This is a genomic window from Kaistia sp. MMO-174 (assembly GCF_037147815.1).
In the GTDB taxonomy this organism is placed as follows: Bacteria; Pseudomonadota; Alphaproteobacteria; order Rhizobiales; family Kaistiaceae; genus Kaistia; species Kaistia nematophila.
Window position 1 is genome coordinate 1159375 of record NZ_JBBCUO010000002.1, and the last position, 22891, is coordinate 1182265.

The 22891-nt window shown below is 66.7% G+C and carries 25 protein-coding genes and 1 riboswitch; of the genes, 8 read left to right on the top strand and 17 right to left on the bottom strand.

Annotated features, from left to right (window positions below; all coding sequences use genetic code 11):
• Positions 1-187: 187 nt before the first annotated feature.
• The 5 genes from folP (at position 188) to WFK98_RS11440 (ending at position 2579) form a co-directional block, all read left to right on the top strand.
• Entirely contained in the window at positions 188-1027 is an 840-nt protein-coding gene (folP, locus tag WFK98_RS11420) for a dihydropteroate synthase (RefSeq protein ID WP_336800282.1), read from the top strand.
• Positions 1024-1395 carry a dihydroneopterin aldolase gene (folB, locus tag WFK98_RS11425; protein ID WP_336800283.1) on the top strand — a complete coding sequence of 124 codons (372 nt, stop codon included), beginning with the start codon at positions 1024-1026 and terminating at the stop codon, positions 1393-1395. The genes folP and folB overlap by 4 nt, the downstream gene beginning before the upstream one ends.
• A complete protein-coding gene (gene folK / locus WFK98_RS11430; RefSeq protein ID WP_336800284.1) occupies positions 1388-1870 on the top strand; it encodes a 2-amino-4-hydroxy-6-hydroxymethyldihydropteridine diphosphokinase in 483 nt (160 codons plus the stop codon). The genes folB and folK overlap by 8 nt, the downstream gene beginning before the upstream one ends.
• An 81-nt stretch (positions 1871-1951) precedes the next feature.
• Positions 1952-2194 carry a FitA-like ribbon-helix-helix domain-containing protein gene (locus tag WFK98_RS11435; RefSeq protein WP_266338132.1) on the top strand — a complete coding sequence of 81 codons (243 nt, stop codon included), beginning with the start codon at positions 1952-1954 and terminating at the stop codon, positions 2192-2194.
• Positions 2181-2579 carry a type II toxin-antitoxin system VapC family toxin gene (locus tag WFK98_RS11440; protein ID WP_336800285.1) on the top strand — a complete coding sequence of 133 codons (399 nt, stop codon included), beginning with the start codon at positions 2181-2183 and terminating at the stop codon, positions 2577-2579. The genes WFK98_RS11435 and WFK98_RS11440 overlap by 14 nt, the downstream gene beginning before the upstream one ends.
• A 20-nt stretch (positions 2580-2599) precedes the next feature.
• Here WFK98_RS11440 and WFK98_RS11445 read toward each other — a convergent pair whose 3' ends face one another.
• From WFK98_RS11445 to WFK98_RS11475, 7 genes are all read right to left on the bottom strand, one after another.
• Positions 2600-4132, bottom strand: a complete 1533-nt coding sequence (locus WFK98_RS11445) for an acyl-CoA carboxylase subunit beta (protein WP_336800286.1) — start codon at positions 4130-4132, stop codon at positions 2600-2602.
• 9 nt (positions 4133-4141) lie between these two features.
• On the bottom strand, positions 4142-4960 hold the full coding sequence (locus WFK98_RS11450; RefSeq protein ID WP_336800287.1) for an ATP12 family chaperone protein: 819 nt from the start codon (positions 4958-4960) through the stop codon (positions 4142-4144).
• Positions 4953-5954 carry an RluA family pseudouridine synthase gene (locus tag WFK98_RS11455; RefSeq protein ID WP_266338136.1) on the bottom strand — a complete coding sequence of 334 codons (1002 nt, stop codon included), beginning with the start codon at positions 5952-5954 and terminating at the stop codon, positions 4953-4955. Before WFK98_RS11455 ends, WFK98_RS11450 begins: the two co-directional genes overlap by 8 nt.
• A 32-nt stretch (positions 5955-5986) precedes the next feature.
• A complete protein-coding gene (gene crcB, locus WFK98_RS11460; protein WP_336800288.1) occupies positions 5987-6373 on the bottom strand; it encodes a fluoride efflux transporter CrcB in 387 nt (128 codons plus the stop codon).
• A 94-nt stretch (positions 6374-6467) separates the two neighbouring features.
• Positions 6468-6543, bottom strand: a riboswitch (Fluoride riboswitch).
• Between the two features lie 45 nt (positions 6544-6588).
• Positions 6589-7602: a 2-hydroxyacid dehydrogenase gene (locus tag WFK98_RS11465; RefSeq protein WP_266338138.1), complete on the bottom strand. Its 1014-nt coding sequence runs from the start codon at positions 7600-7602 to the stop codon at positions 6589-6591.
• A gap of 3 nt (positions 7603-7605) precedes the next feature.
• Positions 7606-8718: an AAA family ATPase gene (locus WFK98_RS11470; protein WP_336800336.1), complete on the bottom strand. Its 1113-nt coding sequence runs from the start codon at positions 8716-8718 to the stop codon at positions 7606-7608.
• A gap of 75 nt (positions 8719-8793) precedes the next feature.
• Entirely contained in the window at positions 8794-9906 is a 1113-nt protein-coding gene (locus WFK98_RS11475; protein WP_266338139.1) for an S-(hydroxymethyl)glutathione dehydrogenase/class III alcohol dehydrogenase, read from the bottom strand.
• A 174-nt stretch (positions 9907-10080) separates the two neighbouring features.
• Here WFK98_RS11475 and WFK98_RS11480 point away from each other — a divergent pair, with 174 nt between their 5' ends.
• Together WFK98_RS11480 and WFK98_RS11485 are read left to right on the top strand one after the other, a co-directional pair.
• A complete protein-coding gene (locus tag WFK98_RS11480) occupies positions 10081-11604 on the top strand; it encodes a DHA2 family efflux MFS transporter permease subunit (RefSeq protein ID WP_336800289.1) in 1524 nt (507 codons plus the stop codon).
• A gap of 95 nt (positions 11605-11699) precedes the next feature.
• Positions 11700-12269, top strand: a complete 570-nt coding sequence (locus WFK98_RS11485) for a nucleoside 2-deoxyribosyltransferase (protein WP_336800290.1) — start codon at positions 11700-11702, stop codon at positions 12267-12269.
• Positions 12270-12289: 20 nt separating this feature from the next.
• Here WFK98_RS11485 and WFK98_RS11490 read toward each other — a convergent pair whose 3' ends face one another.
• From WFK98_RS11490 to WFK98_RS11505, 4 genes are all read right to left on the bottom strand, one after another.
• Positions 12290-12919, bottom strand: coding sequence for a glutathione S-transferase family protein (locus WFK98_RS11490; RefSeq protein WP_266338142.1), 630 nt, complete (start codon positions 12917-12919; stop codon positions 12290-12292).
• A gap of 62 nt (positions 12920-12981) precedes the next feature.
• On the bottom strand, positions 12982-13881 hold the full coding sequence (locus WFK98_RS11495) for an alpha/beta hydrolase (RefSeq protein ID WP_336800291.1): 900 nt from the start codon (positions 13879-13881) through the stop codon (positions 12982-12984).
• Positions 13882-13961: 80 nt separating this feature from the next.
• A complete protein-coding gene (locus WFK98_RS11500) occupies positions 13962-15272 on the bottom strand; it encodes a replication-associated recombination protein A (RefSeq protein WP_336800292.1) in 1311 nt (436 codons plus the stop codon).
• Between the two features lie 18 nt (positions 15273-15290).
• Complete coding sequence (locus tag WFK98_RS11505) at positions 15291-16637, bottom strand: DegQ family serine endoprotease (RefSeq protein WP_336800293.1); 1347 nt, start codon at positions 16635-16637, stop codon at positions 15291-15293.
• Positions 16638-16952: 315 nt separating this feature from the next.
• Between WFK98_RS11505 and WFK98_RS11510 the strand changes: the two genes are divergently transcribed.
• Complete coding sequence (locus WFK98_RS11510) at positions 16953-17942, top strand: hypothetical protein (RefSeq protein WP_266338146.1); 990 nt, start codon at positions 16953-16955, stop codon at positions 17940-17942.
• A gap of 363 nt (positions 17943-18305) precedes the next feature.
• Here WFK98_RS11510 and rplQ read toward each other — a convergent pair whose 3' ends face one another.
• The 6 genes from rplQ to secY form a co-directional block, all read right to left on the bottom strand.
• Positions 18306-18734 carry a 50S ribosomal protein L17 gene (gene rplQ / locus WFK98_RS11515; protein WP_266338147.1) on the bottom strand — a complete coding sequence of 143 codons (429 nt, stop codon included), beginning with the start codon at positions 18732-18734 and terminating at the stop codon, positions 18306-18308.
• Positions 18735-18783: 49 nt separating this feature from the next.
• Positions 18784-19803, bottom strand: coding sequence for a DNA-directed RNA polymerase subunit alpha (locus WFK98_RS11520; RefSeq protein ID WP_266338202.1), 1020 nt, complete (start codon positions 19801-19803; stop codon positions 18784-18786).
• A 123-nt stretch (positions 19804-19926) separates the two neighbouring features.
• On the bottom strand, positions 19927-20316 hold the full coding sequence (gene rpsK / locus WFK98_RS11525; RefSeq protein ID WP_266335047.1) for a 30S ribosomal protein S11: 390 nt from the start codon (positions 20314-20316) through the stop codon (positions 19927-19929).
• 82 nt (positions 20317-20398) lie between these two features.
• Positions 20399-20767, bottom strand: a complete 369-nt coding sequence (gene rpsM / locus WFK98_RS11530) for a 30S ribosomal protein S13 (protein ID WP_266338148.1) — start codon at positions 20765-20767, stop codon at positions 20399-20401.
• A 160-nt stretch (positions 20768-20927) separates the two neighbouring features.
• The gene (locus tag WFK98_RS11535; RefSeq protein WP_266338149.1) at positions 20928-21533 is read right to left on the bottom strand and encodes an adenylate kinase; all 606 of its coding nucleotides are present in this window, start codon (positions 21531-21533) and stop codon (positions 20928-20930) included.
• Complete coding sequence (gene secY / locus WFK98_RS11540) at positions 21530-22864, bottom strand: preprotein translocase subunit SecY (protein WP_266338150.1); 1335 nt, start codon at positions 22862-22864, stop codon at positions 21530-21532. Before secY ends, WFK98_RS11535 begins: the two co-directional genes overlap by 4 nt.
• Positions 22865-22891: the final 27 nt, after the last annotated feature.

Sequence of the window (22891 nt, forward strand, 5' to 3'; positions counted from 1 at the left end):
GGCGGCAATCAGGGCGCGACGGAAACCGGCCCCCGGAGGCGCCTGCGCATGCTGCCGGATCCCTGCCCTGCCAGCCTGCGTCGAACCAGCGCCCGACAATCCGTTGACAGGCCAACGGGTTTGGGTGCTGTAACAGCGGCGCGCCGCTCGCGGCCGCCTGAATCGCAACCCTTGCCGGGAACTCCAGATGGCGCCTGCCGCCCCCATCGTCATCGATCACCTCGACCGCCGGACCAGCGGCCGCAGCCTGATCATGGGCATCGTCAACGTCACGCCTGACAGCTTCTCCGATGGCGGCGACCATGCCGAGGCCGGCCCGGCGGTCGCCCATGCCGAGCAGCTGATCGCCGAGGGCGCCGACATCATCGACATCGGCGGCGAATCGACCCGTCCCGGCGCGGCCGAAGTCGACGCCGAGACGGAAGCCGCCCGCGTCATCCCGGCCGTCAAGGCGCTGGCAGCGGCGACCCGCACGCTGATTTCGGTCGATACCTACAAGGCCTCCGTCGCCGACATGGCGCTCATGGCCGGCGCCCATATCGTCAACGACGTCTGGGGCCTGCAGCGCGAGCCGGAGATCGCGCGCGTCGCCGGGGCACATGGCGCCGCCGTCATCGCCAGCCACTGGGAGCGCGAGACCTATTCGCCGGCGACGATCCTCGACGCCATGAAGCGCTTCTTCGACCGCTCGATCGCTCTGGCCCGCGGGGCCGGCATCCCCGACCACCGGATCGTGCTCGATCCGGGCATCGGCTTCGGCAAGGGTCTGGCCGAGAACCTCCTGATCCTCGACCGCATCGACGAGATCGTCGCGCTCGGATTCCCCGTGCTGCTCGGCGTCTCGCGCAAGCGCTTCATCGGCGAGATCACCGGCCGAGAGCCCAAGCAGCGGCTCGCCGGCACGCTCGCCACCAATGTCCTGGCCGCCGCGAAGGGCGTTTCCTCCTTCCGCGTGCACGACGTCGCCGCCCACCGCGACGCGCTCGCCGTCACGGACGCCATTCTCTCCAGCCGCGAACCTCAATGACCGACCGCATCTTCATCAACGACCTGCGCTTCTTCGGCTTCCACGGCGTGCTGCCGGAGGAAGCTGTGCTGGGCCAGCGTTTCCGCGTCGACGTCACCGCCGAACTGGACCTCGCCGAGGCCGGACGCACCGACGACCTGACCAAGACCGTGCACTATGGCGAGATGGCAGTGCTGATCGAGGAGATCGGCCGCACGCACCGCTACAAGCTGATCGAGGCGCTGGCCGAGGCGATCGCCAAGGCGGTGTTCGATACCTACCCACCCGTGGAGCGGCTGACCGTGCGCGTGACCAAGCCGGAAGCGCCCGTGCCGCTGGCGACCGGGGTCATCTCGATCGAGATCGAGCGGGAGCGCCCCCGTGACTAAGGTTTACCTCGGCCTCGGCAGCAATCTCGGCGACCGCGAAGCGATGCTGCGCGCCGCCATTTCCGCGCTGGCGGCGACGCCGGGTGTGCACGTCACGGCGATCTCCTCGCTTTACGAGACCCCGCCCTGGGGACCGGTGCCGCAGGGACCGTATCTCAACGCCTGCATCGAGCTCTATACGACGCTGTCGGCGCGCGCGGTGCTCGATCTCAGTCTGCGCATCGAGCGCGATCATGGCCGCGAGCGCGCCATCCGCTGGGGACCGCGCACGCTCGATATCGACGTACTGCTCTATGGCGATGCCGCCATCGACGAGGAAGGCCTGATCGTGCCGCACCCGCGCATGACCGAACGCGCCTTCGTGCTGGTGCCGCTCGCGGAGATCGCGCCGCAGGCGATGGTGGCGGGTCGTACGATCCACGCCATCCTCGCCGAGGTCGAAGCCGACGACATCCGCAAGGTCGGCACGCTCTAGCCGAATTGCCCTGCCCGAGGGCCGGCTTGCGAAATACGCCGTGAAGGACCATGCTATCACCAAGATAGCATGGAGCTTTTCATGGCACAGATGCTGGTCCGAAATATCGAAGACGACGTCGCCGCGCGCTTCAAGCAGCGCGCGCGATCCGAAGGCAAGTCGACCGAGCAGGCGCTGCGCGATCTCGTCGCCGACTATGCCCGCGACCGGAAGGCAGAGGCGCTGGCCCGGCTGCAGGAATTGCGCGCTCGAATGGAGCCGGCAATGCCCGACCCGACGCCGTGGATTCGCGAGGATCGAGACGGCGATCATGGCCGTCGTTGATGCGAGCATACTGGTCCGCGCGCTCGTCCGCACCGAGGGCTCCGCGGCTGCTGTCGAATGGATCGAAGGGCACCCGTTGAGCGCCCCCGACATAATCCTGGTCGAAACGGCCAACGCGCTCTGGCGCTATGTTCAGGCCGGCCGTAAGGACTGCGACATGGCGCGCCTGCTCCTCAAGGAGGCGCCCCTTGTCATCGACAGGATCGTCCCATCCGTGGAGTTGCTCGACAGCGCGATCGCCATTGCCTGCGACGCGCAGCACCCGGTCTATGATTGCCTGTATCTGGCGCTGGCCGGCGCCGAACAGGCAGTGCTTGGCACAGCGGACCGAAAGCTGGCATCAATCGCCCAAAGTCGTGGCGTCGCAACCGAACTGATCGCCTGACGACTAGCTCGCCAATCGGCTCAGAGTGGGATGTTGTCGTGCTTCTTCCAGGGGTTCTCCAGCGCCTTGTTGCGCAGGAGGCGGAGGCCGCGGGCGATGCGGCGGCGGGTCGAGTGCGGCATGATCACCTCGTCGATATAGCCGCGCTCGGCCGCAACGAAGGGCGAGAGGAAGCGATCCTCATATTCCTTGGCGCGCGCCGCCAGCCCCTCGGCGTCGCCCGTCTCGGCGCGGAAGATGATCTCGACCGCGCCCTTGGCGCCCATCACCGCGATCTGCGCCGTGGGCCAGGCATAGTTCAAATCGCCGCGCAGGTGCTTCGAGGCCATGACGTCATAGGCGCCGCCATAGGCTTTTCGCGTGATGACGGTGATCTTGGGTACCGTCGCCTCGCCATAGGCGAAGAGCAGCTTGGCGCCGTGCTTGATCAGCCCGCCATATTCCTGCGCCGTGCCCGGCAGGAAGCCCGGCACGTCGACGAAGGTGACGATGGGAATGGAGAACGCGTCGCAGAAGCGCACGAAGCGGGCCGCCTTGCGCGAGGCGTCGCTGTCGAGCACGCCGGCGAGCACCATCGGCTGGTTGGCGACGAAGCCGACCGTGCGGCCCTCGATGCGGCCGAAGCCTGTGACGATGTTCTTCGCGAAGGCCGCCTGGATCTCGAAGAAATCGCCCTCATCGACCGTCTTGAGGATCAGTTCCTTGATGTCATAGGGCTTGTTGGCGTTGTCGGGCACGAGCGTGTCGAGCGACATCTCGATGCGGTCGGCGGCGTCGAAGCTCTCGATCTCGGGAATGTCGCCGCCATTGTTCAGCGGCAGCAGGTCGATCAGCCGCCGCATCTCGAGCAGCGTCTCGACATCGTTGTCATAGGCGCCGTCGGCGATCGACGAGCGCGCGGTGTGGATCGAGGCGCCGCCCAGTTCCTCCGCCGTCACCGTCTCGTTGGTGACCGTCTTCACCACGTCCGGGCCGGTGACGAACATGTAGCTCGAATCGCGCACCATGAAGATGAAGTCGGTCATGGCCGGCGAATAGACGTCGCCGCCGGCGCAGGGACCCATGATGACCGAGATCTGCGGGATGACGCCGGAGGCCAGCACGTTGCGCTGGAACACCTCGCCATAGCCGCCAAGCGCCGCGACACCTTCCTGGATGCGGGCGCCGCCGGCGTCGAACAAGCCGATGATCGGCGCGCGGTTCTTCAGCGCCATGTCCTGGATCTTCGTGATCTTGGCGGCATGTGCTTCCGACAGCGAACCGCCGAAGACGGTGAAGTCCTTGGCGAACACGAAGACGGCGCGGCCGTTGATCGTGCCCCAGCCGGTGACGACGCCGTCGCCGGGGATCTTGGTCCTGTCCATGCCGAAATCGGTGCCGCGGTGCTCGACATACATGTCGAACTCCTCGAACGACCCTTCGTCGAGCAGCACGTCCAGGCGCTCGCGCGCCGTCAGCTTGGCCTTGGCATGCTGGGCCGCGATCCGCTTCTCGCCGCCGCCGAGCCGAGCCTCGGCGCGACGCTTCTCGAGTTCAGCCAGGACGTGCTTCACGCTTGTCTCCTATCCCCGTGCGGCCAGAACCAGCGCCGCGGCCTGCATTTCCTTCCAGCGCCCGGCCCTGCGCACGCTGGCTTCCTCGTCCTCGCCCCAGAGGCCGATCTGGTAGTCTTCGTCGACATGCGCCGCCGCCCAGGCCTCCTCGGCCGTCAGGCGGCGATGCAGCACGGCGACAGCCAGAATGGCGGAGCCGGTCAGCGTCGTGATCGTGTTGAGCGCCGCCAGGCGAAGGATGTCGAGATCGCCGAGCGCCACGTCGACCGCCTCGATCGTCTCCGGGAACTGCTCGACATGCACGATGCCCTGGGCGAGCACGAAGCGAGCATGGAAGCGTTCCTGCATCCAGCCGATCAGCGGCGACCAGAATTCGTCCTGCAGAGCATCCAGCTTGGCGGGTCCGTCGGCGCGATAGCAGAGCAGGTCCGACCCGGCATAGCGCAGGATCTCGGCGCGCGTTGCCTCCGGCTCGCGGGAGACGCCGTCGAGCGCCGAATTGACGAGGCGCGTCACAGGCATCGAGCCGGGATCGATCACCTCGCCCTGCCCTGCCCATTCGGCGACGATCGCCGCCGCGATCGCTTCGTCCGGCACGGCGAGCACGGCCTTGGAGGGCGTCCGCAGCGAGCGGCCGTCGAGCTGGACCAGATAGCCGCCGCCCTCGGCGGGGGCTATGGCGGCGTTCGCGTAGAAGCGCTTCGGCAGCTTCGGAGCGTCGAGCTTTTCCGGCGCGACACGCGGCTTCGCGCCCTCGTCGTCGTCGCCGGCGCCGATATCGGCAAGCCGGCCGCCCTTCGGCCCCGTGTCCTTGCCAGGCTCACTCATCCTCTTCACCCGTATCGCCCAGGTCCTTGTCGAAGCCGAGCAGGTTCCAGCTCTGGACCATGTGCGGCGGCAGGGGCGCCGTCACGTCGAGCACGCCATTGCCCGAGGGATGCGGGATGATGATGCGACGCGCATGCAGGTGCAGCTTGTTCTGGATGCCGCCCGGGAACTCCCAGTTCGTATCCGCCTCGAAATATTTGGGATCGCCGATGATCGGATGGCCGATATGGGCGGCGTGGGCGCGCAGCTGGTGCGTGCGGCCGGTGACGGGGCGCATGGTCAGCCAGGCGAGCCCCTGCCCGGCGATATCGACCACCGAGTAGAGCGACACGGCATGGCTGGCGTCGTCCTCGCCATGGCGGGCGATCTTCATCTTGTCGCCGGCGGGGCCGCCGTCGCGCGCAAGCCAGGTCGAGACCCGGCCCTGCGGCGGGCGCGGCACGCCCTTCACCAGCGCCCAGTAGATCTTCTTGGTCGTGCGGGCACGGAAGCTCGCCGCGAGCTTCGAGGCGGCAAGGCGCGTCTTGGCGACGACCAGCACGCCGGTCGTCTCGCGGTCGAGCCGGTGCACGAGGCGCGGCTTCTGGTCCTTGGTGTCACGCAGCGCTTCGAGCATGCCGTCGACATGCGTCGTCAGGCCGGAACCGCCCTGCACGGCGAGGCCCTGCGGCTTGTTGAAGACATAGACCTGGTCGTCTTCGTAGAGGCACATCGCCATCAGCGCGTCGGCGGCGCTGCCGCGCGCGCCGAGCGGGCGCGCGACATGCGGGCTGCCGCCGGCCGCATCGACGCCGAGCGGTGGAATCCGCACCACCTGGCCCGGATTGACGCGGTCATTGGTCTTGGCGCGGCCGCCATCGACGCGCACCTGGCCCGATCGCAGCAACTTCTGCAGATGCCCGAACGACAGGCCCGGATAGTGTTCCTTGAACCAGCGATCGAGGCGCATGCCGGCCTCGTCGGGCCCTACAGTCTTGGAGACGACGGTCGCCATGAGAAAAGTCCTTCTATTGAAGGCGCCTCATATCACCCGGCGAGCGTCCTGACGAGCCAAAGCCCCGCAAAGAGCGCGAGAACCGACACGATCAGCGACACGAGCGCATAAATCGTAGCGCCGCCCGTCTCGCCGCGCTCCAGCAGGACCACGACATCGAGCGAAAACGTCGAGAAGGTGGTGAAGCCGCCGAGTACGCCGGTGGTGAGGAACAGCCTTGCGTGCTGCGTCCAGTTCATGCCGTCGCGAAAGGCGAAATAGCCGGCGAAGAGCCCCATGGCGAGCGAGCCGACGACGTTGACGGTGAGCGTGCCCCAGGGAAATCCGGTTCCGAACAGGCGCGCCGCGGTCAGGTTGACGCCATGGCGCAGCACGCCGCCAAGACCGGCACCGAGGAAGATGAGGACGGTTGGAAACATGGAATCTCCTTCGGGCCTGGCGCCCGATCTCGCGAGGTCCAGCCCGACATACCGTGACAGGAAGCTAGACGGATTCCTGCCATGGGCCCGAAAGCACAAAGCAGGAGCCATCAGCCGATCCGGCGGTTCAGGTCTCGGAGACCTCGGGAGACTCCATTCCCGGAAGAGAGAATTAGGCGCGGCGCTGCCGAAAAGCAATCGGGCCGCGGCGAAGACTAGTGGCCGACCACAGCCTGCACGACCACGCGGTTTTCGAGCACACCTCCCGCCTCGAAGGCGGCGATGTTGTCGAGCGTCGTCTCGCTGATCGCCATCAGCGCCTCGGCGGTGAGAAAAGCCTGGTGGCCGGTGACCAGCACGTTCGGGAAGGTCAACAGGCGCTGGAACACGTCGTCCTGGATGATCTCGTTCGAGAGATCCTCGAAGAAGAGATCCGCCTCCTGCTCGTAGACATCGAGCGCCACGCCGCCGACCTTGCCGCTCTTCAGACCGTCGACCAGCGCCTCGGCGTCGATCAGCGCGCCGCGGCTGGTGTTGATCAGGAGGAAGCCCGGCTGCGCCCGTTCGATCGCGCCGGCATCGACGAGGTGATGCGTCTCCGGCGTCAGCGGGCAATGCAGCGTGAGGATGTCCGCCGCCGTCAGCACCTCGTCGAGCGGGCGATATTCGATGCCGATCTCGACCAGCGCCGGATCCTGCCACTGGTCGAAGGCCAGCACGCGGCAGCCGAAGCCGAGCTTCAGGCAGCGCGCGACCAGACCGCCGATCCGGCCGGTGCCGACGACGCCGATCGTCTTGCCATAGAGGTCGTTGCCTATCAGGCCGTCCAAGGCGAAGTTGTTGTCGCGCACCCGCGCCCAGGCGCGCGGGATGCGGCGGTCGAGCGCCAGCAGCAGCGCCACCGTGAACTCCGCCACCGCATGCGGCGAATAGGCGGGCACGCGCACGACCTCGATGCCGAGTTCCGCCGCGGCGACGAGATCGACATTGTTGAAGCCGGCGCAGCGGAGCGCGATCAGCCGCGTACCGGTCGAGGCGAGATGGGTCAGCAGCGGCCGGTCAAGCTGGTCGTTGACGAAGACGCAGACGGCGGGAAATCCGTCCGCCAGAGGCGCGGTGGAAAGGTCGAGCCGCGGCTCGAAGAAGACCAGCTCATGGCCGAAGGCGGCGTTCGTCTCGGAGAGATATTGCCGATCGTAGGGCTTGGTGCTGAAGACGGCGACCCGCATGTTTCACTCCTGATCGGCGAACTCACCGAAGAGCTTGAGCCCTTCGATCCATGTCGCGCCATCCTCCTTGACGACAACGCGCGATGCAACGCCGGTCTCGCGCTCCAACGCGTCGGCGAGCGCCTGCGAATGCGTCACGACCCAGACCTGCGTCCGTCCGGCGGCGCGCGCGATCAGGCGCGCCAGCGGCTCGACGAGATCGGGATGCAGGCTCGTCTCCGGCTCGTTCAGTGCGATGAAGCCGGGGAGTCGATATCCGGACAGCGCCGCGACGAGGCAGAGGAAGTGCAGCGTGCCGTCGGAAAGCTCGTGCGCGCCGAGCGGGCGCGGCAGGTCGGAAAATCTCAAGCCGATCGAGACGGTGCCCTTGCCGAACTCGGTCACCAGCCCCGCGCCCGGAAAGGCATCCTCTATCGCCGCTTCGATTTCGGGCGCCTCGCCGCGAATCTCGATCACGCTCGCCAGCGCGGCCGCCAGGTCGTAGCCGTCCGAGGAGAGCGTCGGCGTGGTGATCGCGAGCGCCGGCTGGCGGATCGGCGACGCCTTGTCGGTGCGGAAATCATGATAGAAGCGCCAGTCGAGCAGCGCGCGGCGGACGAGGTCGAGTTCGGTGAACCGCCCCTGGTCACGAAAGCCGGCGAGCGCCGTCTCGGAGGGAACCAGCGCCTCCTCATAGGACTGGCGGCGGCCGTCGCCATCGCGCAGCCATGCGCTCGGTCCCTGCCGCTTCATCAGCGTCACCGCCTTGCCGCGGAAGCGATGGACCAGTTCCTCGGCTTTGACCATCGGCTCGGTTGCCGTCAGCGCCGCCTCGTCGATCGGCGCCGGCAGGCCGATCTCGATCGAATATTCATAGTCGCCGAATTCGGCACCGAGCTTCAGCCGTACTGGGCCTTTGGCGCGCGGGCCAGCCCACAGGACGGAATCGAAACCGCCCTCCTCCGCGATCTCGCGCGTGACCGTGCCCCGCGCGGCGGCCGCCAGCAGTTCGAGCGAGCGGTAGAGATTGGTCTTGCCGACGCCGTTCTTGCCGACGAGCACGGTCAGCTCTTCGACCGGCAGGCGGATGCGCCGGATCGAACGATAGAGCTCGGCCGAAACGGAGGTCAGGCGCAGCGGCAAGGCGGGCCCCGGTGGCTCGGAGTTTGAGCGGCGGGCAGCCAGAAAGGGCCGCCCGCCTCCGTCAGGCGATCAGAATACGACGACGCTGCGGATCGACTTGCCTTCATGCATCAGGTCGAAGGCGGTATTGATCTCATCGAGCGGCATGGTGTGCGTGATCAGGTCGTCGATGTTGATCTTGCCGTCCATGTACCAGTCGACGATCTTCGGAACGTCGGTGCGGCCGCGCGCGCCGCCGAAGGCCGAGCCCTTCCAGACCCGGCCGGTGACGAGCTGGAACGGACGGGTCGAGATCTCGGCCCCCGACGGCGCCACGCCGATGACGATGCTTTCTCCCCAGCCGCGATGGCAGCATTCCAGGGCCTGGCGCATGGTGTGAACATTGCCGATGCACTCGAACGAGAAATCGGCGCCGCCGCCGGTCAGGTCGACGATCGCCTGCACGACCTTGTCGCGGCCGACCTCGTCCGGATTGACGAAATGCGTCATGCCGAACTTCTTCGCCATCGCGACCTTGGAGGGATTGAGATCGACGCCGATGATCTTGTCGGCGCCCACCATGCGGGCCGCCTGAATCACGTTGAGGCCGATGCCGCCGAGGCCGAAGACGACGACGTTCGCGCCCGGCCAGACCTTGGCGGTGTGGATCACCGCGCCGACGCCCGTGGTCACGCCGCAGCCGATGTAGCAGATCTTGTCGAAGGGCGCGTCCTCGCGAACCTTGGCGACGGCGATCTCGGGCAGCACGGTGAAGTTCGAGAAGGTCGACGTGCCCATGTAGTGGAACACGGTCTCGCTGTCGCAACGGAAGCGCGAGGTCGAATCGGGCATCAGGCCCTGGCCCTGGGTAGAGCGGATCGCCGTGCAGAGGTTGGAGCGCTGCGACAGGCAGGTTTTGCACTGGCGGCATTCCGGCGTGTAGAGCGGAATGACGTGGTCGCCGGGGCGCACCGAGGTGACGCCGGCGCCGACCTCGCGGACGATGCCCGCGCCTTCATGGCCGAGGATGGCCGGGAACTTGCCCTCCGAATCGAGGCCCGACAGCGTGTAGGCGTCGGTGTGGCAGACGCCCGTCGCCATGATCTCGACCAGCACTTCGCCGGCCTTCGGGCCCTCCAGATCGATTGTTTCGATCGTGAGCGGCTTGTTGGCTTCCCAGGCGACGGCGGCGCGAGTCTTCATTTGGGATGTTCCCTCTCTGCGGGCCGCGAGCGGCCCTTCCACATGGCTCGGCCGCTTATACGCCAGCCTTGCGACGATAAAATACCCTGTCGCACGCGGATCACCAGACGCGTAGCGGAAGATGCATCCGCGCCAATCCATGCTAGCGTAACGGCAGGGGTGGGAGAGGCATGCATGAATGAACCGCTTGGACTGAGAGATAGCGGCCCGGCGGATGCGCCGCGACCGACGGTGGCCACGTTTCGCGAACGGCTGGCGGCTCGGCCCGCCTATCCCTGGTACATCGTCGGCGTCACCTGCATCGGCAGCTTCATGGGCCAGTTCGACGCCAGCGTCGTGCAACTGGCGCTGCCGCATCTCGCCGAGGTCTTCCACACGCGCGAGACGCTGACGAGCTGGGTCGCGCTCGCCTATCTGCTCAGCTTCTCCGCCTCGCTGCCCGTCTTCGGCTGGCTCTGCGAGCAATATGGCCGCAAGCAGCTCTACCTCGTCGGCATGGCGGCCTTCCTGATCGCCTCCGTCCTCTGCGGCATCGCGACCAGCCTGCCGCAACTGATCGCCTTCCGCGTCCTGCAGGGCCTCGGCGGCGCCCTGCTCGGCGCCAATTCGGTCTCGATCCTGGTCCGCGCCGCCGGCAAGGAACGGCGCGGGCGTGCCATGGGCATCTTCTCGGCCGCGCAGGCGATCGGCGTCAGCCTGGGGCCGATCGTCGGCGGCCTGCTGATCGGCTCGCTCGGCTGGCGCTCGATCTTCTGGGTCACCGCCCCGATCGGCGTCGTCGGCGTCCTGCTCGGCTGGCTGATCCTGCCGCGCGACGAAGGCCGCGCCGAGGGCCGGTTCGACGCGCTGGGCGCGCTGCTGCTGCCGCCGGCGCTGCTCTGCATCGTGCTGGCGCTCAACCAGGCCGCCGACTGGGGCATTGCCTCGGCATCGTTCATCGGCACCAGCCTCGCTGGCATCGCGCTGCTGGTGCTGTTCGTCAGGCACGAACGGCGGACCGATTCGCCGCTGGTCGATCTCAAACTGTTCCAGTCGGAGGCTTTCTCGCTCGGCATCGTCGCTGTGATGCTGAGCTACGCCATGCTCTACGGCATGTTCTACCTGATTTCCTTCGCACTGGTGCGCGGCTTCCACGACACGCCGGAACTGGCCGGCCTGCGGCTGGCGGCGATCCCGATCGCGCTTGGCATCGCCGCGCCGATCGCCGGCTCCTTCGTCAACCGGCTCGGCGCCACGACCCTCAACCTCGCCGGCATGGCGCTCTGCGCCGCGGCTCTGCTCGCGCTCTCGCTCGTGGCGCTGGAGCCGGCCCCCTCGCGCCTGTTCGGCATTCTGTCGCTGGCGGTCTTCGGCGCCGGGCTCGGCATGTTCATGGCGCCGAACAACAGCGCCACCATGGGCGCAGCGCCGCCGGCGCTTTCCGGTGAGGCCGGCGCCATGCTCAACCTCGCCCGCATGCTGGGCGTCAGTCTCGGCGTCGCCAGCGCCGCGTCGACGCTCGCCTGGCGCATGCAGGTGATCGGGGGCGCGCGCACCGACGATGTCATCTTCTACGGCCATCCGATCCTCGGCGCGGTCGAGACGAGCTTCCTTCTGCTCTTCCTCTTCGCCCTCGCCGCTACGATCTCGACGCTGAAGCGCCGCCGGCTGCCGGCCGAGGACGCCTCACCCTTGCCGGCGACCGACGGGAAGGCCTGACGCCCCGCCCGCTTACGCCTTCTTCACGCGCGCCGGTATCGCTGGCGGGCAGCATCCATGGCGGTCCATCCGTCCCCAGCAAAGGGTTTCCAGTCTTGTCGAAAAAGATCTACCTCGCGGGCCCCGAAGTCTTCCTCGCCAACGCCCGTGAGATCCTCGACCGCAAGGCGGCGCTGACCCGCGCCGCCGGCTTCACGCCGATCTCGCCAGGCGACCTCGATATCCCGCCCTCCGACACCAAGAAGGGCTTCGGACTGGCGATCAGCGAAGTCGACGAGCAGATGATGCTGGCGGCCGACGCGACCATCGCCAACCTGACACCGTTCCGCGGCATCGCCGCCGACACCGGCACGACCTTCGAACTCGGCTTCATGTGCGGGCTCGGCAAGCCCGTCTTCGCCTACACCAACGTCTCCGCCAACCACTTCGCGCGCGTGCTCGAATATTACGGCGGCGCCGTCGCCGAGGGCGAGGACGGCCACAAGCGCGGGCCGGACGGGCTCTCGGTCGAGGATTTCGAGATGATCGACAATCTGATGCTGCATGGCGGCATCGAGCGGCGCGGCGGCGCGGTCGTCGTCGGCAATGCCGATCCGGCCGCGCTCTACACCGATCTCGCCGCCTTCGAGGCCTGCCTCGCCATCGCGGTCGAAAAGCTCGCGTGAGGCCCGTCAGGCCGGACGGTTCAGGCCTTGGGCGGCGACACCGCCTGGGAATTCTCGGCGAACACCGAAAGCGCCTCGCACTCGGCCGAAAGCGCTTCGACGCGCGGCCAGTGCCGGTCGCCGAGCAGGCCGGGGTGGGCCTCGGTGGTAAAGCGATAGGCGCAGGCGACCGCGATATCGGCATGGCCGATGCGGTCGCCGAACCACCATGGCGACGGCCGATCGGCGCGATCCGCCTCGAGAGCGTCGAGGACTCCGGCGATCTGCGTCTTGCAGCGCTCGACCCAGACCTTGGACTCGTCCTTGCGCAGCACGGCCTCGTAGACGAGGCTGACGGCCTTGTCGGCCAGCCCCGTCGCCAGCGCGCAGACCTTGAGCGCCCGCCGCCGTTCCGGCCCGAACGGCGCGATCATCGCCTTTTCCTCGCCGGCGAGTTCATCGAGATAATCCAGGATCGCCGCGCTCTCGATGACGACGTCGCCATCGTCGAGCACGAGCGTCGGCACGCGTGTCAGCGGATTGTAGGGCGCGATCTTCTTGGCATCGCCGAAGACCGACCAGGGCCGATGCTCGAACGGAATGGCGTAGAGATGCATGGCGATCGCCACGCGGCGGACGAAGGGCGAATCATACTGGCCGATGAGGATCAAGGCGCGCACTCCCATTGAGGCCGCCATCATGCAACTCGCCGCCCCGGCCGGAAAGAGCCCCGTCAGTCGCAGCGCGTCGTGAGCTGCGGCGACAGCCAGGTCAGCGCCGGCTCGATCGCCCGCTGCCAGTAGTCCCAGAAATGCCGCCCCTCGCCGCTCCTCTGCTCGACCGGATAGCCCTGCGCCACAAGCGCCTTGGCCAGCCGGCCGCCGGCGCGCCGCAGTTCGGGATAGTCCTGGTCGCCGATCGCCATCCAGATCCGCACGGGATCGGACGACGCCTGCGTCGCGGCGGCGAGCGTGAACAGATTGAGCGCGTTGAAGCGGTCGCGGTCGATCGGCTCGCCATAGGAGCCCTTGTAGAGATCGCGCACGAAATCCGCATGGAGGCGCGGGTCGCCCGGCCCCATCGGCTCGGCGATGGCGCCGGAAAGGCTGATGACGGCGCGGAACTCATCCGGATGGCGAAGCGTCAGGAACAGCGCCCCATACCCGCCCATCGACAGCCCGCCGATCGCCCGCCCGTCGCGGCACGCCGCCGTTGGCAGGCGCGCCTCGATCGCCGGAATGAAATCCTCGATCAGCGCCGTTTCCATGCGGCCAAGGCTGCCAGTATCAGAATTGTCGACATACCAGCTGTCGCCCGCGCCCGGCGCCACCACGACCATGGGCCGGATCTCGCCGGACGCGATCAGCCGGTCGAGGATGGTGGCGAGATTGCCCCAGGTGAACCAGTCGCCGTCGCGCCCGGTCAAGCCATGCAGCAGATAGAGCACCGGCCAGCGCTCGCCCGCCGCCGGCTGGCCGTCCGGAACATAGACCGCATAGGGAATAGCGCGGCCAAGAACCGGGCTCGGCGCCGACTGATGGAACTCCGTGCGGCTCGCCGCCTCCGCGCCCTGCGCCATGGCGAGCGCCAACCCGATCGCGCCGAAGCACGACAACAACCTACGGCACCGCATCCGCCCCTCCGCTTCCCCGCGCCTCCCGTCACTTGGACATGAGAAAATCTGGGAAAGGAAGCGGGTCACGAGGTCGGCGGCTAGCCGCCGCCGCGCTCCTTGCGCAGCTTGGCCCAATAGTCCATGCGTTTGCGGATGTCGCGCTCGAAGCCGCGTTCCACGGGCTGGTAGAAGCTCTGCCGGCCGAGCGCGGTGGGGAAATAGTCCTGCCCCGAAAAGGCATCCGGCTCGTCGTGGTCGTAGCGATAGCCGGCGTTGTAGCCCTCGTCCTTCATCAGCTTGGTCGGGGCGTTCAGGATGTGCTTGGGCGGCAGCAGCGAGCCACCCTGCTTGGCCGCCTGCATCGCCGCCTTGAAGGCGGTATAGACGGCGTTCGATTTCGGCGCGGTGGCGAGATAGACGGCCGCCTGGGCGAAGGCGAGTTCGCCCTCGGGGCTGCCGAGATAATCGTAGGCGTCCTTCGCCGCGTTGGCGACGACGAGCGCCTGCGGATCGGCGAGGCCGATATCCTCGACGGCCATCCGCACCAGCCGGCGACCGAGATAGAGCGGATCCTCGCCGGCGTCGAACATGCGCGCGAGATAGTAGAGCGCGGCATCCGGGTCCGAGCCGCGGATCGACTTGTGCAGGGCGGAGATCAGATTGTAGTGGCCGTCCTGGCCCTTGTCGTAGATCGGCGCCCGCCGCTGCACGATTTCCTGCAGTCCCTTGGCGTCGAAGATCTCGCCCGGCTTCGCCGCGCGCCAGACTTCCTCGGAGAGGGTCAGCGAGGCGCGGCCGTCGCCATCCGCCATCCGGATCAGCGCTTCGCGTGCCTCCTCGTCGAGGGGCAGCGGCTTGCCCTCGACCGCCTCGGCGCGATCGAGCAGCTTGGCGATCGATTCCGGCCCGTGCGAATGGAACACCAGCACGCGGGCGCGCGACAGCAGAGCGGCGTTCAACTCGAAGGACGGGTTTTCGGTGGTCGCGCCGACGAGCGTGACCGTGCCGTCCTCCATCACCGGCAGGAAGCTGTCCTGCTGGGCGCGGTTGAAGCGATGGATCTCGTCGACGAAGAGCAGCGTGCCCTTGCCGATCTGCCGCCGCCCCCGCGCCTGGTCGAACACCTTTTTCAAATCGGCGACGCCGGAGAAGATCGCCGAGATCTGTTCGAAATGCAGGTCCGTCTCATGCGCCAGCAGCCGCGCCACGGTGGTCTTGCCAGTGCCGGGCGGGCCCCAGAAGATCATCGAGCCGAGCGAACCGGAATTGAGCATGCGCGTCAGCGCGCCATCGGGACCGACCAGGTGGTCCTGACCGACCACGTCGGCAAGCCGTTCGGGGCGAAGCCGATCGGCCAGGGGCCGCGGCGCGGCCCTCTCCATTCCGGCTGCCTCGAACAGATTGCTCATCTCAAAACGTCCAACCGACTAGCGTCCGACCTGCGAACGGATCAGGCGACCGCCGCGCTCGATCACGAGCCTATAGCGCGAAGCCCGCTCCGCCGCGACACCGGCCAGGTCCTTCGTCGAGCCGATCTGCACGCCATTCGTCTCGACGATGATGTCGCCGGCGCGGAAACCGACGCCTTCCGCCGCCGAACCCTGCTCGACCGACTGGATCAGCACGCCCTTGTCGCGCTTGCCGGCATAGGCGAACTCCTCGATCACGGCCGGCGAGAGATTGACGACGGTGACGCCGGCAAAGGGCGAGTTGCCGTCGATCGTACGCTGGTCGCGAGCCGGAATTTCCGGCGCCGCCATCAGAGCCAGCTCGGTCGAAAACGTCTTTCCGGCCCGGATATAGTCGAGATTCACCCGGCCATCGACGCCCTTCGTGGCCAGGCGGTAATTGAGGCCGTTCGGATCGTCGACCTCGATGCCGTCGACGCTGATGACGAGGTCGCCCGACCTCAGGCCGGCCCGCTCGGCCGGGCTCGACGCCACCACGTCGGTGACGAGCGCGCCGCGCGGACGGCCGATGCCGAGACCGTCTGCGATCTCCGGGGTCACCTGCTGCAGGCCGGCGCCGAGCCACGGCAATTGCAGCTTGCCGTCCTTCAGCGCCGATTGAACGACGACGCGCACCATGTTGGATGGAATCGCGAATCCGATGCCGATCGAGCCGCCGCTGCGCGAATAGATCGCCGTGTTGATGCCGACCAGCTTGCCGTCCATGTCGACGAGCGCGCCACCGGAATTGCCGGGATTGATGGCCGCGTCCGTCTGCACGAAGAACTGGTAGTCCGAGGCGCCGATCTGCGTGCGGGCCAGCGCCGAGACGATGCCGCTCGTCACCGTCTGACCGACCCCGAACGGGTCGCCGATGGCGAGCACGAGATCACCGACCTCCAGCGCGTCCGAATCGGCATAGGAGACGACCGGGTACTGGCCGTCACCGCCCTTGAGGCGCAGCACGGCGAGATCCATCCGCTCGTCCTTCAGCACCACCTCGGCCTCGAGCTCCCGCTTGTCCGACAGCGCCACCTTGACCTCGTCGGCATTGGCGATGACGTGATAGTTGGTCACCACCACGCCGGACGCGTCGACGATGACGCCAGAGCCGAGCGACTGCTGCACGCGCTTGCGCGGCGCATTGTCCATCTCGCCGCCAAAGAAGCGGCGGAAGAACGGGTCGTCCATGAAGGGCGAAGCGCGCTGCTGGATGACGCGCGAGGCATAGACGTTCACGACCGCCGGCGAGACGCGCTTGACGATCGGCGAGAAGGAATAGCGGAGGGCGGCCTCCGAGGGGGGGACCGTGCGTTCCGCGGCCATTGCCTGGCCGCACAGCAACGCGCCGGCCAATCCAACTGCAACCGCAATTCCAAACCGCATGGAGAGAGCCTTTCTGACGGGATTCCTTCGCCAAGAATGCTACACGAAATGCGGCGCGGCAGTGGCCTTCGCCGGCCGATGCCCGCTCCGGTTGGCGAGCGAATCCACAGGCGGTTCCCGAACCCCCTGTTCAACTGCCACAGCCTCGCCCAGAGTTCGTGTCACCAAACCGGCGGATATTCGCTCCAGCCAGCCGGACGGCTCTTGGCGGCGAGCCCGACATCTGGATAATCCAGCCGGGACGAAGGGATCGGAATGCTCTGGATCGCACTGTTCATCGTAGGTCTGCTGGGTCTGCTGGCCGGGCTGGTCCCCCTGCTTCTCAATGGAATCAGCCGCACGAACTTTGCCGCGATCGCGATGGGCACCGTGCTGCTCGTCGCGGGCGCCGCTGGCGTGATCATGAAGCCGGCGCTCCCGGTCACGATGCCGCACATCGCCCTGCTGGAGCCTTCCGAACCCGAAGCACTGCCTAGCGAGCCTCCGGCCGAGACGCCGCAGCCGGCCGAAGCGGAAGCCCCGGCCGCTCCCGAACCGACCGAGCCGGCTCCCCAGGTCCGCGTGATCGAACCGGCCGAATCACCTGCCGCCTCCAACAAGGACGAGTCGCAACTCGAGCCGTCCGCCCTGCCCGATCCGGTGCCTGTCACCACCACCACGGTGGACCCGAGCGGCGAGCAGGATCCGCTCGCCGGCGCCGCACCGCCCGCCGAGGCCCCGCCCGCTGCCGCCGGCACCAGCCCCGCCGAGGAAGCGGCAGCCCTGCTCGGCGTGCTGGCGCCGCAGCAGCCGAAGGACCAGGCCGCTTTCACCCAGGCCGTGCGTACGGCCCGCGACGCCTTTGACAAGGCGCCCGACGACGAACGCGATGCGATCCAGCCGCAGCGCGCGGCAGCCATCTGCAAGGCGCTGCCGAAGCCGGAAGTGAAGAACTGGATCGGCCAGATCCAGTCGCTCGATACCGATTCCGGCAAGCGGCTGACCGTGACGATGGCGCTGCCCGACGGCACGCTGGTGAAGACCTGGAACAACGCGATGTCGGACATGGAGGACCAGACTCTGGTCCCGGCCGGCTCGCCCGTCGCGCAGAGCCTCGGCAAGATGAAGGCCGGCGACACCGTCCGCTTCGCCGGAACCTTCTTCGCCGACGAACCCGACTGCTATCGCTCCAGCCGTCTCTCGCTGATGCAGTCGATGATGGAGCCGAGCTTCCTGTTCCGCTTCACCGCCGTCGAGAAGCTCTAGGGGCCGAGGCAGCCCAAAGCCCCTGACCCGAGCCCTCTCCCGCAGGCGGGAGAGGGAGTCCGGCGAGCAACCCCACCCATCCACCGATACGCAGGCCGAGCCCTCGCCCACAGGCGGGCGCGGGTTGGCTGAGCGATCTCTCCTTGCCTTGCGAACGAGCGAAGCCCGGACCAGGGACGAGCCCCCCTGCGCCCTTTCTCCAGGGCCGGCCGGCAAGCGCGACGGATACGGGTCACGGGCATCCAATCGGGCTGGAGATCGAGATCGCGGCTCGGGCCGACCTACCCCGCCAGACCAAGTTCCAAAAACAAAAAGGGCGACCCGAGGGTCGCCCTTTTCGTAACTTTGCCGGGTGCGATCCGCTTACGCGGCGGCGCCTTCGGCTGCCTCGGCGGCGGCCGTACGGGCGCGGTCAGCGGCACCCTTTGCGTCGACGTCGCGCTCGACGAACTCGATCACGGCGATCGGTGCGTTGTCGCCATGACGGAAGCCGGCCTTCAGAACGCGAAGGTAGCCACCCTGGCGCTCCTGGTAGCGCGGGCCGAGCGTGTCGAACAGCTTCTTGGCGGCGGCGACGTCGCGCAGCTGCGCGATGGCCTGGCGGCGGGCGTGCAGATCGCCGCGCTTGCCGAGCGTGACCAGCTTCTCGACGATCGGACGCAGGTCCTTCGCCTTCGGCAGCGTGGTGACGATCTGCTCGTGCGTGATCAGCGCGGCAGCCATGTTTGCGAACATCGCCTTGCGGTGGCTCGCGGTGCGGCTGAACTTGCGACCGGAATTACCGTGGCGCATGGCTCTCTCCTCAGTTTAACGACCGGCGGCTCACGCCGTGGGTGCTGTCTTAGTAATGATCTTCGTAACGCTTGGCGAGTTCTTCGATGTTCTCCGGCGGCCAGTTGGTGACCTCCATGCCGAGATGGAGACCCATCTGGGCGAGAACTTCCTTGATCTCGTTGAGCGACTTGCGGCCGAAATTCGGGGTCCGGAGCATCTCTGCCTCGGTCTTCTGAATCAGGTCGCCAATATAGACGATATTGTCGTTCTTCAGGCAATTGGCCGAGCGGACCGAAAGTTCCAGCTCGTCCACCTTCTTCAGAAGCGACGGGTTGAAGGCCAGCTCCGGAATCGCTTCCGACACGGCTTCCTTCTGCGGCTCTTCAAAGTTGACGAAGATCGACAGCTGGTCCTGCACGATGCGGGCGGCGTAAGCCACAGCGTCGTCGGGACGAAGCGAGCCATCGGTCTCGACCGTCAGCGTGAGCTTGTCATAGTCGAGAACCTGACCCTCGCGGGTGTTCTCGACACGGTACGAGACCTTCTTGACCGGCGAATAGATGCTGTCGACGGGGATGAGCCCGATCGGAGCGTCTTCCGCGCGGTTGCGGTCGGCGGCGACGTAGCCCTTGCCGGTATTGACGGTGAACTCCATGCGGATCTCGGCGCCTTCGTCAAGCGTGCAGAGAACCAGCTCGGGGTTCAGGACTTCGATGTCGCCGACGGTCTGGATGTCGCCAGCGGTGACGACGCCCGGACCGGTCTTGCGGACCACCATGCGCTTCGGGCCTTCGCCCTGCATGCGGATGGAGATTTCCTTGATGTTCAGGATGATGTCGGTGACATCTTCCCGGACGCCGGCAATGGACGAGAACTCGTGCAGCACGCCGTCGATCTGGACGGCGGTGACCGCGGCGCCCTGGAGCGAGGACAGCAGCACGCGCCGCAGCGCGTTGCCGAGCGTCAGACCGAAGCCGCGCTCAAGAGGTTCCGCCACGACGGTGGCGAGACGCTTGGGATCGGATCCCGGCGTCACCTCGAGCTTGTTCGGCTTGATCAGCTCTTGCCAATTCTTATGGATCACGATCGTATCCTTTCGATCTCGAACGCCACCTGACGGTTCAGGTGGCGTGGCGCTCCGGCTAAGGGCGGAGCGCCGAATGCCGATACGCGGTGAAGACGGCGCCCGGCGAGGACGCCGTCCAAGGCCTTAGACGCGGCGACGCTTCCGCGGCCGGCAGCCATTGTGCGCGATCGGCGTCACATCACGGATCGAGGTGATGGTGAAGCCAGCAGCCTGCAGAGCGCGCAGAGCCGACTCACGACCCGAACCCGGGCCCGTGACTTCAACTTCAAGCGTCTTCATGCCGTGTTCGGCAGCCTTGCGGCTCGCGTCTTCCGCAGCCATCTGCGCGGCGTACGGGGTCGACTTGCGCGAACCCTTGAAGCCCATCATGCCAGCCGACGACCAGGAAATCGCATTGCCCTGCGCGTCGGTGATGGTGATCATGGTGTTGTTGAACGTCGAGCTCACATGCGCAACGCCCGAGGAGATGTTCTTCCGCTCGCGGCGACGTACGCGCGTTGTGTCCTTGGCCATTCTCTATCCTTACGTTCGATCTCGACACCGCCGTAAAACCGGCGGCTCCACCGGGGGCCTAGCGCCCCGAACTCTATGATTATTACTTCTTCTTGCCGGCGATCGGCTTGGCCGGACCCTTGCGGGTGCGCGCATTGGTGTGCGTGCGCTGGCCGCGAACCGGAAGACCACGGCGATGACGCAGGCCGCGGTAGCAGCCGAGGTCCATAAGCCGCTTGATGTTCATCGCGACTTCGCGACGGAGATCGCCTTCCACGACGTAGTCGCGGTCGATCGCCTCGCGGATCGCCAGAACTTCGGCATCCGTGAGCTCGTTGACGCGACGCTCGGGAGCGATGTTCGTCTTGGTGATGATGTCGAGCGCGTTCTTCGCGCCGATCCCGTGGATGTACTGGAGCGCGATGATGACGCGCTTGTTCGTCGGGATGTTTACGCCTGCAATACGGGCCACTGCCGTCTCCATCTCCAGCCGACGAAACTTTTCGTCGGCGCCTCGAAATCCCGCGTCCGGTGGAGGCCGGCTCGTGCGGGCATGCTCTTGCGCAAACAAGCAATGCCGTCCCCTGAAATATCAGGGAACGCCATAACCCGTTTGCAGCAGGTCGCGAGCCTTATCGACTCTCGACCTGTTCGTCAAGTCTATCCAGCGTGCTCTCGATTTCCGACGAAACCTCGTCGATCGAACGCATGCCATCGATCTCGATCAGGCGACCGCCCGCCTTGTAGTAAGGCGAGATCACCGCCGTATCCCGGTTATAGGCGGCGAGCCGGGTCTTGAAGACCTCCGGATCGTCGTCCTTCCGGACCGGTTCGCCGCGGGCGCGGGTCTCGTCGGCGCGCTTGGTGATTCGATCCGTCAGCTTGGACTGATCGACCTTGAGCTCGACGACGGCGTCGAGCTTGACGCCCTTGCTCGCCAGCATCTTCTCGAGCGCGTCCGCCTGGGCGATCGTGCGGGGAAAGCCGTCGAGGATGAAGCCCTTGCGGGCATCCGCTTCCTCGATTCGCTCCGCAACGATCCCGACGACGACCTCGTCGGGAACCAGGTTGCCGGCGTCCATGATCGCCTTGGCCTGCAGGCCGATCGGCGTTCCGGCCGCGACGGCGGCCCGCAGCATGTCGCCGGTGGACAGCTGCGGAATTCCGTAACGCTTCACAAGACGAGCCGACTGCGTACCCTTACCCGCTCCTGGTGGTCCGAGCAGGATCAGTCTCATCGCCTTTTCCCCCGGAGCTTGGACTTCTTGACCAAGCCCTCATACTGATGCGCCAACAGATGGCCCTGGACCTGCGACACCGTATCCATCGTCACGTTGACGACGATGAGCAGCGATGTACCGCCAAAGTAGAACGGAACGTGGGTGGCCGAGATCAGCGCTTCAGGCAGCAGACAGACGATCACCAGGTAGATCGCGCCGAGAAGCGTGATGCGCGTCAGCACGTAGTCGATGTACTCGGCCGTCCTCTGGCCCGGACGAATACCCGGAATGAACCCGCCATGCTTCTTCAGATTGTCGGCCGTGTCGGTCGGATTGAACACGATCGCCGTGTAGAAGAAGGCAAAGAAGATGATCATCGCCGCGTACAGCAGCATGTAGAGCACGGTGCCATGGCCAAGCAGCGCCACCGTCGAGGTCAGCCAGCCGGGCGCGCCGCCCTGGGCCGTGAAGTTGGCGATGGTTGCCGGCAGCAGCAGCAGCGACGACGCGAAGATCGGCGGAATGACGCCCGACGTGTTGAGCTTCAGCGGCAGGTGCGACGACTCACCCTGGAACATCCGATTGCCAACCTGGCGCTTCGGATACTGGATGATGAGGCGGCGCTGGGCCCGCTCCATGAACACGATGAACGCGATCGCGACGACGGCGACGACGGCCACGGCCAGGATGACCCAGGTCGGCAGAGCGCCCTGGCGGCCGAGTTCCAGCATGCCGATCAGGGCGTGCGGGATGTTGGCGACGATGCCGGCGAAGATGATCAGCGAAATGCCGTTGCCGATGCCGCGCGAGGTGATCTGCTCGCCGATCCACATCAGGAACATCGTGCCGCCGGTCAGCGTGATCACCGTCGAGATCCGGAAGAACATGCCGGGATCGATGACGATGTTGCTGCCGCCCTCGAGACCTACCGAAATGCCGTAGGCCTGCACGAGCGCGAGAAGGACCGTGCCGTAGCGCGTGTACTGATTGATGATCTTGCGACCCGCCTCCCCTTCCTTCTTCAAGGCTTCGAGAGAGGGGACGATCGACGTCATCAGCTGGATGATGATCGACGCCGAGATGTACGGCATGATGCCGAGCGCGAAGATCGCCATGCGTCCGACGGCACCGCCGGAGAACATGTTGAACAGGCCCAGGATGCCGGACTGCTGATTGCTGAAGGCGCTAGCCAGCGCTTCCGGATTGATGCCGGGAAGCGGAATATAGGTGCCGAGCCGATAGACGAGCAGCGCACCCAGCGTGAACCAGATGCGCTTCTTCAGAGCCTCGGCTTTGGCGAAGGCGCCAAAATTGAGATTGGCCGCCAGTTGTTCAGCCGCTGATGCCATTCGCCGCTCCGTTCGGGCCCGGAAACC